This window comes from Amycolatopsis panacis (genome assembly GCF_003600245.1).
GTDB classification, from domain to species: domain Bacteria; phylum Actinomycetota; class Actinomycetes; order Mycobacteriales; family Pseudonocardiaceae; genus Amycolatopsis; species Amycolatopsis sulphurea.
In genome coordinates this window covers 1-11,919 of sequence record NZ_QZFV01000009.1, presented here as the reverse complement: position 1 = coordinate 11,919, position 11,919 = coordinate 1, and the positions used below count along the sequence as shown (strand labels likewise).

General features: G+C 68.5%; 12 protein-coding genes. 4 read left to right on the top strand and 8 right to left on the bottom strand.

Annotation, left to right across the window (positions count from 1 at the left end):
• Nucleotides 1–249: 249 nt before the first annotated feature.
• A complete protein-coding gene (locus tag D5S19_RS00485) occupies nt 250–891 on the top strand; it encodes an alpha-ketoglutarate-dependent dioxygenase AlkB family protein (RefSeq protein ID WP_120021347.1) in 642 nt (213 codons plus the stop codon).
• Here D5S19_RS00485 and D5S19_RS00480 read toward each other — a convergent pair.
• From D5S19_RS00480 to D5S19_RS00460, 5 genes are read right to left on the bottom strand one after another with little or no spacing between them, the layout of a single operon-like run.
• Nucleotides 860–1,735 carry a 5-oxoprolinase subunit C family protein gene (locus D5S19_RS00480; protein WP_120021346.1) on the bottom strand — a complete coding sequence of 292 codons (876 nt, stop codon included), beginning with the start codon at nt 1,733–1,735 and terminating at the stop codon, nt 860–862. The two genes, D5S19_RS00485 and D5S19_RS00480, sit on opposite strands and share 32 nt — an antisense overlap.
• Nucleotides 1,732–2,334 carry a 5-oxoprolinase subunit B family protein gene (locus D5S19_RS00475; protein WP_120021345.1) on the bottom strand — a complete coding sequence of 201 codons (603 nt, stop codon included), beginning with the start codon at nt 2,332–2,334 and terminating at the stop codon, nt 1,732–1,734. The genes D5S19_RS00480 and D5S19_RS00475 overlap by 4 nt, the downstream gene beginning before the upstream one ends.
• Nucleotides 2,334–3,083: a LamB/YcsF family protein gene (locus D5S19_RS00470; protein WP_120021344.1), complete on the bottom strand. Its 750-nt coding sequence runs from the start codon at nt 3,081–3,083 to the stop codon at nt 2,334–2,336. Before D5S19_RS00470 ends, D5S19_RS00475 begins: the two co-directional genes overlap by 1 nt.
• A 5-nt stretch (nt 3,084–3,088) precedes the next feature.
• Nucleotides 3,089–3,883 (bottom strand): putative hydro-lyase, encoded by a 795-nt coding sequence (locus D5S19_RS00465; RefSeq protein WP_120021343.1) that lies wholly within the window; start codon nt 3,881–3,883, stop codon nt 3,089–3,091.
• Nucleotides 3,880–5,145 carry an MFS transporter gene (locus D5S19_RS00460; RefSeq protein WP_120021342.1) on the bottom strand — a complete coding sequence of 422 codons (1,266 nt, stop codon included), beginning with the start codon at nt 5,143–5,145 and terminating at the stop codon, nt 3,880–3,882. The genes D5S19_RS00465 and D5S19_RS00460 overlap by 4 nt, the downstream gene beginning before the upstream one ends.
• A 126-nt stretch (nt 5,146–5,271) precedes the next feature.
• Between D5S19_RS00460 and D5S19_RS00455 the strand changes: the two genes are divergently transcribed.
• Nucleotides 5,272–5,970 (top strand): GntR family transcriptional regulator, encoded by a 699-nt coding sequence (locus D5S19_RS00455; protein WP_120021341.1) that lies wholly within the window; start codon nt 5,272–5,274, stop codon nt 5,968–5,970.
• Nucleotides 5,971–6,620: 650 nt separating this feature from the next.
• On the top strand, nt 6,621–6,845 hold the full coding sequence (locus D5S19_RS32250; protein ID WP_199730236.1) for a hypothetical protein: 225 nt from the start codon (nt 6,621–6,623) through the stop codon (nt 6,843–6,845).
• 87 nt (nt 6,846–6,932) lie between these two features.
• Here D5S19_RS32250 and D5S19_RS00445 read toward each other — a convergent pair whose 3' ends face one another.
• Together D5S19_RS00445 and D5S19_RS00440 are read right to left on the bottom strand one after the other, a co-directional pair.
• Nucleotides 6,933–8,093, bottom strand: a complete 1,161-nt coding sequence (locus D5S19_RS00445; protein WP_120021340.1) for an acyl-CoA dehydrogenase family protein — start codon at nt 8,091–8,093, stop codon at nt 6,933–6,935.
• On the bottom strand, nt 8,090–10,441 hold the full coding sequence (locus D5S19_RS00440) for a bifunctional salicylyl-CoA 5-hydroxylase/oxidoreductase (RefSeq protein WP_120021339.1): 2,352 nt from the start codon (nt 10,439–10,441) through the stop codon (nt 8,090–8,092). Before D5S19_RS00440 ends, D5S19_RS00445 begins: the two co-directional genes overlap by 4 nt.
• A 67-nt stretch (nt 10,442–10,508) precedes the next feature.
• Here D5S19_RS00440 and D5S19_RS00435 point away from each other — a divergent pair, with 67 nt between their 5' ends.
• Nucleotides 10,509–10,901 carry a RidA family protein gene (locus tag D5S19_RS00435; RefSeq protein WP_120021338.1) on the top strand — a complete coding sequence of 131 codons (393 nt, stop codon included), beginning with the start codon at nt 10,509–10,511 and terminating at the stop codon, nt 10,899–10,901.
• On the opposite strand, the gene D5S19_RS00430 is transcribed toward D5S19_RS00435, so the two are convergent.
• Nucleotides 10,891–11,739: a PaaX family transcriptional regulator gene (locus D5S19_RS00430; protein WP_120021337.1), complete on the bottom strand. Its 849-nt coding sequence runs from the start codon at nt 11,737–11,739 to the stop codon at nt 10,891–10,893. The genes D5S19_RS00435 and D5S19_RS00430 overlap by 11 nt on opposite strands.
• Nucleotides 11,740–11,919 lie beyond the last annotated feature (180 nt).

Below are 11,919 nucleotides of genomic sequence, written 5' to 3'. Positions count from 1 at the left end.
CGGATCACGTCGGTATAGAGGTCCGTGAAGGGACCCTTCACGGACTCTGAGTCTGTGAAGGGTCCCTTCACGGACGTCCTGGCGCGCGACGGGGGGCGATCTTGTTTCCGAGTTGTAGCTGATCGGGGCTGGTGCGGGCGGCAGCGGTATGGAAGTCTGCGGTCGTGGCGGCAAGTGGCGAGGGGAACCCGCCGCAGGAGCGCCCGCACGGGTGGCTCCTGCGGCCGTCCGCCGGGCACAATCGGCGCGGTGGACTCATCGGATGCGCTGCTGCCGCGACCGCGTAGGGAGATCGTGCCGGGGGCGGTACACGTCCCGGACTGGCTCGATCCCGCGCAGCAGCGCGCGCTCGTCGAGGCGTGCCGTGGCTGGCGCGGATACCGCGCGACCCGGTTGCCCAGTGGCGGCGTGATGTCCGTACGCACGGTGTGTCTCGGCTGGCAGTGGTTGCCCTACCGCTACTCGCGTACGCGCGAGGACGGTTCGCCGGTGCAGCCGTTCCCCGGTTGGCTCGCCGACCTCGGCCGTCGCGCGCTTGCCGATGCCTATCGTCGTCCGGCCGTGGATTACCACCCGGATGTGGCGCTCGTGAACTACTACGACGACGCCGCGAAAATGGGCATGCACCAGGACAAGGACGAACGGTCCCCGGACCCGGTGGTCTCGCTCAGCCTCGGTGACACGTGCGTGTTCCGCTTCGGCAACACCGAGCACCGTAACCGTCCGTATACCGACATCGAACTGCGGTCCGGCGACTTGTTCGTGTTCGGCGGCGCGGCCCGGCTGGCCTTCCACGGGGTGCCGAAGACGTTGCCCGGTACCGCGGATCCGGAGCTGGGCCTGACCGGGCGGCTCAATCTCACGCTGCGAGTGTCCGGCCTCGCAGCGTGAACCGCACCCGTTGCCCCGGCCGCAACTGCGCGGCGAGGTCCAGATCAGGCTCGGGGACGACCGCGGCCACGGGGTAACCGCCGGTCACCGGGTGATCGGCGAGGAACAGGATCAGCACTCCGGACGGCGGGACCTGCAACGCGCCCGGCATGGCCGCCTCGGGCGCCAGTTCGCCATGGCGCACGCGGGTCAGCGCGGGGCCGGACAGCCGCACGCCGACCCGGTCCAGGTCGCTGGTCACGGTGTAAGCGGTACTGGCCAAAGTGGACAGTGCGTAATCGGTGAACCAGTCCAACCGCGGGCCGGGTTCCAAGCGCAGCAACGGTTCTTCGATCCACGGCGGCCGAGGCGCGAAGTCGGCGGTAGGCCAGCCGTGGACGAGGCGGCCGATCGGCAGGCTCACTCCGGCGGTGAGTGGCGGTGGCCCCAGCCTGCCCAGTGTGTCAGTGGCGCGTGCGCCGAGGACCGGTGGCACGTCGAAGCCGCCGCGTACCGCGACGTAGCTGCGCATGCCTCGTTCGGCCGTGCCCAGCCGGAGTTCTTCACCGGGTCGCAGCATGATCGGCGCGTACGTCGCCCCCGCGCGGCCTCCGGCCTGAACAGGCACCTCGGCGCCGGTGACTGCGACGGTCGAGTGTTCCGACACCCGCATCCGTAGTCCGCCGAGCGTCACTTCTAGTGCAGCGTGGGTCTCTGGGTTGCCCACGAGCCGGTTCGCGAGCTTCAGCGCGCCACGGTCGGCCGCACCGGACCGTCCGACACCCACCGCCGCGTACCCCGTCCGCCCCAAGTCCTGCACGGTGGCGAAGGGTCCGGGATCGAGGATTTCGGCTTTGCCGGTCAATCGTGCACCTCGAACCGCACCTGAGTGCCCGGCGACAGCAGGTTCGGCTGGGGCCGCTCGACGTCCCAGACCGGAGCGTCGGTGCGCCCGAGCAGATGCCAGCCGCCTGGTGACGGATGTGGGTAGACAGCCGTGTACTCACCGGCGATGGCAACCGCGCCAGCTGGCACGCGCGTACGCGGCGTACTACGGCGTGGCAAATGTAGCCGTGGGTCGAGCCCGGTCAGGTAAGCGAATCCCGGTGCGAAGCCGCAGAATGCCGCGACGTACGTTCCCTCGGAATGGCGTCGTACGACCTCCGCGACCGAATAGCCGGTGGCGTCGGCGACCTCGGCCAGGTCTGCGCCGTCGTAGCGCACTGACAACGTGACCGTGTCCGCTTCGCGGGTCGGCTGTTCCACTATGGACAGTTCGGACAATGCGCGGCTGATCATGGCTGCGTCGGTGTGTGCCGGGTCGAACTGCACCAGTAACGTGCGTGCTGCCGGGACCAGCTCCACGACGCCTTCCGGAGGATCGGCCTGGCACGCGGCTTGAAGGCCCAGTACGTCGTCTGCTTCTACCAACACTGCCGAGTCGCCGTAACGCAAGATTCGCATCACACGAACGACCTCAGCGGTACGCCGGCTTCGGTGAGCGAAGCGCGGATTCGGCGGGCCAACACGACCGCGCCCGGTGTATCTCCGTGTACGCACAGAGAGTCTGCGCGAAGCGTGAGCTGCCCGCCCTCGATGTCGGTGATGTCCCCGGTGGTCGCCATGGCGAGCGCGCGCGTCGCAACTGTCGACGCGTCGTGAAGAACAGCTCCCGGCTTCTTTCGCGACACCAGTAGGCCTTCAGGCGTGTACGCGCGGTCCGCGAACGCTTCTGCGTACGTCGGGACGCCGGCTGCCCTCGCAGCGTGGAGCATCTCCGAATCCGGAGGACACAGCAGCGCCAGATCCTCGTGGTATCGCCGTACACCTTCGACGAGTGCGGCAGCTTGCTCCCGGTCGACGGCCGCCGTGTTGTACAGCGCGCCGTGCGCCTTCACGTAGCGCACGCGACTGCCCGCGGCGCGCGCGAAGCCGTCGAGCGCACCGATTTGGTAGAGCACTTCGTCGGCGAGGTCTTCCGGAGCGATGTCGAGCGCGCGCCGGCCGAACCCGGCCAGGTCGCGGTAGCCGACGTGCGCGCCGATGGCGACTCCACGTTCTGCCGCGAGGTCGCACACGCGGCGCATTACCCGCGCTTCCCCAGCATGGAAGCCGCACGCGACGTTCGCGCTGGTCACGATGTCGAGCATGGCTTCGTCGTCGCCCATTTTCCAGGCGCCGAAGCCTTCGCCGAGGTCGCTGTTGAGATCCATGTCAGTCAGTCCACCCGGTAATCGCGGTCTCGCTGGTCGGTCAAGAACATGTACCCCGGTGCGTGCGTGATGGCGAACGGGGGCCGGGACGCGATCAGCGCGGCCTGCGGCGTGACCCCGCACGCCCAGAACACCGGCACGTCGCCCGGCTCGGCCACCACCGCGTCACCGAAGTCCGGCCGGTCCAGGTCGGCGATGCCCAGCTCGGCCGGATCACCGACGTGCACCGGCGCTCCGTGTACCGCGGGCATCGCGCCGCTGATGCGCACGGCGTCCGCCACGCGTTCGGCCGGGATGTACCGCATCGACACGACCATCGGCCCACTCAGCCGTCCGGCGGGCTCGCACTGGATGTTCGTCCGGTACATGGAGACGTTGCGGCCCTGTGCCAAGTGCCGCAACGGGATGAGCACGGACCGCAGCCAGGTCTCGAAGGTGAAGCTACAGCCGATCGAGAACGCGACGAGGTCGCTTCGCCACAGCTCGGTCACGTCGGTGACTTCGCCGGTCAGTTCCCCGTCGCGCCATACGCGGTAGCGTGGCAGGTCTGTACGGAGGTCCGCGCCAGGCGCGAGCTTCGTCGACGGGTCGCCCGGTTCGCTCACGTCAAGGACCGGGCACGGCTTCGGGTTGCGGCGGCAGAACTCGCGTACGTCCTCGGCCCAGTCCCGGGGAACGGCGATCAGGTTGGTCTGCGCGTAGCCATCCGCCCAGCCGCCGGTCGGGTGCTCGGCGCCGGCGCGGAACAACGCGCGTGCCTGCGCCGGAGTGAGCGTGGCCGGATCCTGGAAGACGGTCATGACGTAACTCCTGTCAGCTCTCGTCCGCGCGTCTCGGGCAGGCCGAGCAACGCCAGCGCCGCGATCGCGTACCCCACTGCGCCGAGTGCGATCGCGCCACCCGCGCCGAGGAACCCGACGACCGCGGGGAACGCGGCGCCGACTGCACGGCCGAAGTTGTAGGTGAAGCCCTGCCCGGTCGCGCGCAGCTCGGTGGGGTACAGCTCGGCCAGGTAGGCACCGAAGCCGCTGAAGATCGCCGAAGTGGAGAAGCCGAGCGGGAAGCTGATCGCCAGCATCAAGCCGTTCGCGCCATAGGGCAACTGTACGAACAGCACGATCAGAATCGCCGACAGCACGGAGAACAGCAGGAAGGTCTTCTTCCGCCCCAGCAGGTCTGTGAGGTAGCCACCGCATACGTAGCCGATGAACGCGCCCGGGATCAGCAGCGCGAAGTACCCACCAGTGTTGACCACGGACAAGCCGCGGCTCACCTTGAGGTAGTTCGGCATCCATGTGAACAGTGTGTAGTAGCCGCCCTGTACGCCGGTCGCGAGGAGAGCCGCGAACATCGTGGTGCGCAACAAGCCGGGCTGAAAGATGGCGACGAGCGAACCACGGTTCTTCGTCGCCGTACGGCGGGCCGTGACTTCCGGAGCGTCTTCGACACTGCGTCGTACCCACAGCACGAGCAATGCGGGGAGCACGCCGACCCAGAACAGCACCCGCCACGCGATGTCGGCGTCGAGCACGCTGAACAGCACGGTGTACACGATCACCAGCAAGCCCCAACCCACCGCCCACGCGCTCTGTACGAAGGCGACAGTTCGGCCGCGATAGCGCGTCGCGCAGTACTCAGCCACCAGCGCAGCGCCGACCGCCCACTCGCCGCCGAACCCAAGACCCTGAAGGCCACGGAAGATCAGCAGCGTCTCGAAGTTGGGCGCGAAGCCGCACAGCACCGTGAAGACGGTGTACATCGCGATGGTCAGCTGCAGTGTGCGTACGCGGCCGATGCGGTCGGCCAGCACCCCTGCGCCGATCCCGCCGATCGCGGACACCACCAGCGTCGTGGTGCTCAGCAGGCCGGCTTCCCCGGAGCTGATGCCGAAGTACGCGGTGATCGCGGCCAATCCGAACGGAAGGGTCTGGTAATCGAACGAATCGAGGCCGTATCCGCCGAACGCGCCGAGGAAGGCGCGCCGACCCTTGTGGCCGAGCGAGCGGTACCAGGCGAACGGGCGGACCGCGTCCTTGGTGCCTTCGGTGACAGGGACGTTCATGGGTCAGCACCTCACAGGGGACGACTCAGAGTGGCACGGGTCACAAACGGGTACCGTACGGATCGTTGAACAATCCCACAAGACTCTCATTGGATCGTCCCTCATTTGTTGGCTAGGCTCCCTCCAGTGGGCACCGAGGACACCCCGCCGGGGCTGGAAGCCGATCGCGGACTGCTGGGCCGGACGAGTACCGCCGAGCGGGTGGCGGGCGTGCTGCGCACCCGGATCGCGGAGGGCTTCTTCCCGCCCGGCAGCCGGCTCTCCGAACAGGACATCGGCAGCGCGCTGGGCGTCTCCCGCAACACTCTCCGTGAGTCGTTCCGGCTGCTGACCCATGAACGGCTGCTGGTACACGAGCTGAACCGCGGCGTGTTCGTGCGGATGCCGAGCGTCGAGGACGTCCGCGACATCTACCGGGTGCGCAAGATCGTGGAGTGCGCGGCAGTCCGCGGGGTCACCGGGAAACCGGGCAGCTACCGGCGGATCGCGGGCACCGTGGCGGACGGGGACCGGGCCGCTCGCGAGGCGCGCTGGCAGGACCTCGGCACCGCGAACATCCGGTTCCACACCGAATTGGTGGCGCTCACGGACAGTGCTCGTGTGGCCGAGCTGATGCAGGGGCTTACCGCGGAACTGCGCCTGGTCTTCCACGTGATGGCCGACCCGCGTCGGTTCCATGAGCGGTACCTGCCGCGCAATCACGAAATCTTGACTGTCCTCGAAGCGGGGGACGGTGTCCGTAGCGCCGAGCTGCTCGCCAGGTACCTCGACGACGCCGAAGCCCAGCTGGTGGAGGCGTACGCGGAGCGCATTCCCGGAAAATGACTCATCCGCAAGGTTTCCGGCGCGGACGGGCGGGGATGGTGCCCGTTGGGGCGGACTCTTCGCGCGGTGCCTGACGTGCGTGGCGGGCGCGGCTAGCGTCGCGGGCAGTCGCGTGCGAATTCACTCGGCAACCCCGGGACCCCCAGCCGGGGCGTGCCAGGTGGAGCCGGACCGGGTAGGGCCGCCCCCTGAACCGGTCTGGCCGCACGTGGCGTGGGAGATGGTGAAGCGCGGTGGGCCGTGGTCCCCGGGGGGAGATGACGGCCCATCGCCACTCGCCGGGCTTGCCCCGTTCTCCGGTCCAGCACGATCCGTGCACAGTGGACTGTCCGAAATCAGCGCATCCGCGGTATCCTGCCATGCTTGCTGGTCCGGGTGGGCCGGCAGTCGCACGACGTGGAAATCCGAGGGCGGCTAAAATCCAGATCGCCGTGCCCGACGGACACCGCACCATCTCGGCCGGGGTGGCCCGCAAGATCCTGAAGGCGATCGAGGAGGCAGAGCAGTGAAGACCTACCGGGTAACCGTTACCCGCGAAGGGAACTGGTGGATGGTGCACATTCCCGAGATCGACGGGCTCACCCAGGCTCGTCGCCTCGGCGAGGCACCCCTCATGGCCCGCTGCCAGCCTCGGCGCCGACCTTGACGACATGGAAGTCGACCTCCGGATCGATGCGGTCGGCGAGGTCACCGGCATTGCCGGACGGCTCAAGGTGATCGAGGAGGAACGCGCCCGCGCGAAAGAGCTGGTCGACCGTGCTGCGGCCGAGGCATCCAGCCTCGCGAAGGAACTCGCCGAGGAGATCCCGTTGCGCGACGTCGGCGCCATACTCGGGGTGTCCTATCAGCGAGTGCACCAGCTGGTGCACTCGTAGTGGTCACGCCTGGGGTGAACAGGATGTGGGCCACGCTGGCTCGACCGGAAGCCACGCTGCGGTGCCTGGTGGACCTTCAGTGGCGCGTCAGGCAGGCGCGGTCCCGTGGCTGTCTCGTAGCGACCGGGCGATGATCGTGCGCTGGATCTCCGACGCTCCTTCGTAAATCCGGGGCGCGCGAACCTCGCGATAGAGGTGTTCGAGCAAATGACCTCGACGGAGCGCGCGGGCGCCATGCAGTTGTACCGCAGAATCGACGACGTACTGCGCGGCCTCGGTAGCGAAGAGCTTCGCCATCGCTGCGCGTCCGGCGAGGTTCGGTTCACCCGCGTCGTACGCCGAAGCCGCGGTGTACACGAGAAGCCGCGCGGCTTCGGTGCGAGTGGCCATCTCCGCGAGCGTGTGCGCGACAGTTTGCTGCTTGACCAACGGTCCGCCGAAAGCCTCGCGCTCGGCGGTGTATTCCACGGCCGCGTCCAGCGCGGCTTGTGCCATCCCGACGGCGAATGCTCCGACGCTCGGGCGGAACAAGTCCAGCGTCCGCATGGCGACGGCGAAACCGTGGTTCTCCTCGCCCAGCAGTTCGTCACGGTCCACGCGAACGCCGTCGAACACCAGCGTGCCGATCGGATGCGGGCTCACCAGGTCGAGATGCTCCCCACCGAGCCCGGTCCGGTCGCCGGGCACCACGAACGCACTCACGCCCCGGGCGCCGGCACCCGGGGTGGTACGGGCGAAAACCGTGTAGAAATCGGCTTCCGGTGCGTTGGAAATCCACATCTTCTCGCCGGACAGCCGCCAGCCATCACCGTCGGGCTCAGCGGCCAGCTGCAACGCGGCGGCGTCCGAACCGGCCGCGGGCTCGGTGAGCGCGAACGCGGCCACCGCGTCACCGGAAGCGACCGCGGGCAGCCAGCGGGCGACCTGTTCGTCCACACCGGACTGGAGAATCGGATAGCTGCCGAGCCCTTGCAACGCGAGCGCGGTCTCGGCTTCGGTGCACTGCCCGGCGAGCGCCTCCCGAAGCAGGCAGAGATCCATCGCGGCCGCCTGTCGGGTCGGCTGTCCACTTTCGACTCCGGGGAACAGCCGGGCGAGCAGACCGTCCGCGCCCATCGCCTTGAGCAGCGGCCGGTTCACCGCACCTTCGGCGCCCGCTGCGGCCAGCGGGCGGAGCCGGTCGGCGGTGATCTGACGGACCGAGGCGGCCAGCGCTCGTTGCTCGGGCGTCAGGGCGAACACGTTCATCGGGCACTCTCCGGTCGCCAGCGGGCGTGTGCGGTCTGGTGCCCGCCGGTGCGGACGAGGTCCAGCCGCGGTTGTGGGCCGTCCGTGCGGCCGGTCTGTGGCTTGCGCTTCCCGGCTGCCCACGGCAGGGGCCAGGCGACGGGGTAATCTTGCTCGGCCGCTGCATGCAAAGTCCACTGTGGATCATAGAGGTGACTGCGCCCGATTGCGCACAGATCCGCGCGGCCGGCCAGGATCAGCGAGTTCACGTCGTCGTAGGAGGAGATCGCGCCGACTGCGATCACCGCCGTGCCGTAACGCCTGCCGACCTCGTTGCGGATGCGGTCGGCGTACGGGGTTTGGTAGCTGCGCCCGAATTTGGGCTGCTCCTCGCTGACCACCTGTCCGGTCGACACGTCGATCGCCGCCGCGCCGTGCTCTGCGAATGCCTGCGCGATCGCCACTGCCTCGTCGGCGCCATTGCCGCCGGGAAACCAGTCCGTGGCCGAGATGCGGACGGTCATCGGCCGCTGCGCCGGCCACGCGGTGCGCATCGCGTCGAACACCTCCAGCGGGAACCGCAGCCGGTTCTCCGGCGAGCCGCCGTACTCGTCGGTGCGGTGATTGGTGAGCGGGGACAGGAACGAGGACAGCAGATATCCGTGCGCGCAATGCAGTTCCAGCAGATCGAATCCGGCACGGGCTGCGGCGCGCGCGGCCGAGACGAACTGTTCGCGGATCTCCGAAAGATCCATAATGGACAGCTCGCGCGGGGTCTGATTCTTCGGCGAGTACGGCAGTGGTGACGGACCGCAGACCTCCCACCCGCCTTCCGGCAGCGGGTCGTCCATGCCTTCCCACATCAGTTTCGTGGCGCCCTTGCGGCCGGAATGTCCCAGCTGCAGGCCGATCTTCGCGGGCGTCTCCCGGTGCACGAAATCGACGATCCGCTGCCACGCCTGTTCCTGCTCGGCGGTGTAGAGCCCGGGGCAGCCCGGCGTGATCCGGCCCTCCTCGGACACGCAGATCATCTCGGTCATCACCAGCCCGGCGCCGCCGAGTGCCTTGCCTCCGAGGTGTACCAGGTGAAATTCGCCTGGTACACCGTCCACAGCGGAGTACATGTCCATAGGGGACACTACGACGCGGTTGGCCAGCTCCAGCGGGCCGATCCGCGCTGGCTGGAACATCGGCGGGGCCACGGTCGTGCCCACTGAACCGGCGAACCACTCGTCCAGCTCGGCGGCGAACTCGCGGTCGCGCAGCTTGAGGTTGTCGTAGGTGACGCGGCGGCTGCGGGTGAGCAGGTTGAACGCGAACTGCGCCGGCTCCTGATGCGTGTACTGCGCGAGGTTTTCAAACCATTCGAGACTCGCCTGCGCGGCCCGCTGAGTGGAGGCGACCACGGGTCGGCGCTCTTCCTCATACGCAGCAAGGGCTTCCGGCACGTCTGGTTGCTCGTGCAGGCAGGCGGCGAGCGCCAGAGCGTCTTCCATGGCCAGCTTTGTGCCGGAGCCGATGGAGAAGTGCGCGGTATGCGCGGCATCGCCGAGCAGTACGACGTTGTCGTGCACCCAGCGTGCACAACGCACTGTGCCGAAGGTGCCCCACTTGGAGTTGTTGGCCAGTATCCGGTGCCCTTCGAGCACATCGGCGCACAGCTCGCGGATCAGCTCGATCGACTTCTCGTCGCTTTCCCCCGGACCCAGCCCGCTCGCGGCGATCGGTGCGAACGCTCGCTGCCACACCTGTTCGTGCAACTCCAGGATGAACGTGCTGCCGTCGCGCCCGTAGGGATAGCCGTGGATCTGCATGATCCCGTGCGGAGTTTCGAGGACGTGGAACTTGAACGCGTCGAACACGAGATCGGTGCCCAGCCAGAGGTAACGGCACTGCCGCGTTTCCACCGAAGGTCCGAATGCCTCGGCGAACCTGGTCCGCACCGCCGAGTTCACCCCGTCCGCGGCGACCACGAGGTCGTACTCCGCGGCGAGTCCGGCGGCGTCCGGGGCGGGGGTGGAGAAGCGGACGTCCACGTCGAGATCGCGGCAGCGCTGCTGAAGGATCGCCAGCAGCCGCTTGCGGCTCATCGCCGCGAAACCGTGCCCGCCCGAGGTGGTCACGGTGCCGCGGTAGTGCACGTCGATGTCGTCCCAGCGAGCGAATTCGCGGCTCATCGCCTCGTGCACCACGGCGTCGGCGTGTTCGATCCCGCCGAGGGTCTCGTCGGAGAACACCACGCCGAAGCCGAACGTGTCGTCGGGTGCGTTGCGCTCCCAGACGGTGATCTCGTGCGCCGGGTTCAGCTGCTTGGCAAGCACGGCGAAGTACAGCCCGGCCGGGCCGCCGCCTAGCACCGAAATTCGCACGAGGCTCAGGGTATGTCGCACTATGTACGACCGTCAATAATACGAGAGATGGGCTACGCTGGCGGCCATGGAACGGATCAACCCGCCCGAGCTGGCGCGCCCGTCGGGCTTTTCGCACGTGGTGACCGCGGAGGGCCGGTTCGTGTTCCTCGCCGGGCAGACCGCGCTGGACGTGGACAACCGGATCGTCGGTGAGGACGTGGTGACGCAGTTCGAACGCGCACTCGGCAACCTGCTCACGGCGTTGCGTGCTGCGGGCGGAGAGCCGTCGGACCTGTGCAGTCTCACCGTGTACATCGTCGATATGGACGACTATCGCGCCCACGCGCGTGAGATCGGCCAGGTGTGGAAGAGGCTCGTCGGCACGGAATACCCGGCAATGGCCGGGATCGGAGTGAGCCGGCTGTGGGACGTCGAAGCGCTGGTGGAGGTCCAGGGTTTCGCGGTGGTCAGCCGCTGAGCGCCCGCCGGAGATACTGCTGTGCCGAGGACTCCAGGCGGTCGTGCAGGGTGAAGAACACTTCTGCGGCACGGATTCCGGACCAGCCGGGCGGCAGCAGTTCGGCGGGCAGGCCCGGGTCCAGGTACGGCATCCGCCGCCAGCCGGTGAGCACGCGCAGGTAGTCGGCGAATGCTTCGTCGAGCGGGGTCGTCCGGCGCCGCTGCCAGCGCCGCAGCGTCGGCTCGTGCTCTTCGAGGAACGCGGTGTACAGATCGTGGAGCTGGTCGAGATCCCACCACTCGCGGACCTTCTCGCGGGCGTCGCCGAAGGCGAGGTGCTCGGCGTGAAACAGATCGGCGTACCCGTCCAGGCCGAGCCGGACGAGCGTGGCCGCGGTGACCTCGTGCAGATGCGCGGGCGCGATCCAGACGCCCGAGGACGCGGTGCCGAAGCCGAGCCGGGACAGCTGGGTACGCAACACGTGCCGCTTGTGCCGCTCCGCCTCGGGCACGGAGAACACGGCCAGTAGCCAGCCGGCGTCGAGAGCGGCCCGCTCGCGACGGAAGATGCGTTCGTCGCCTTCGCGGAGGATGTCCAGCGCGGTGGCCGACAGCTCGTACCCGGCCATGCCGCCGTGGCGGACCGCCTGCAGGATGCCGCGGCGCTTGAGCCGGGAGATCGAGGAGCGCACCGCCGGTTCGTCCACGCCGGCCTCGGCGAGCAGGCCGATCAGCGTGGCCACGGACAGCCAGCCACCGCCGGTCCGGTGATGCAGGCCGTAGACCGACACGATGAGCTGCCGGGGCTGCGCCGCGCGGCCGGTTTCGAGGTCGGTTGCCTCCCGTACGACCGTCACCCGCTCACCATACCCGGGGCCGATGGTCTGTGAAGGGACCCTTCACGGCGTCTGGGTCCAGGGCCCCGGCAAAGTTGGTCGGGGGCCCGGCAGCGGGCGATGCGGAGGTGTGTGTGCGACCACCTCGTGGCGTGCGCCGGACCGGTTTCGGGTCCGTGAAGGGACCCTTCACGGACTCTG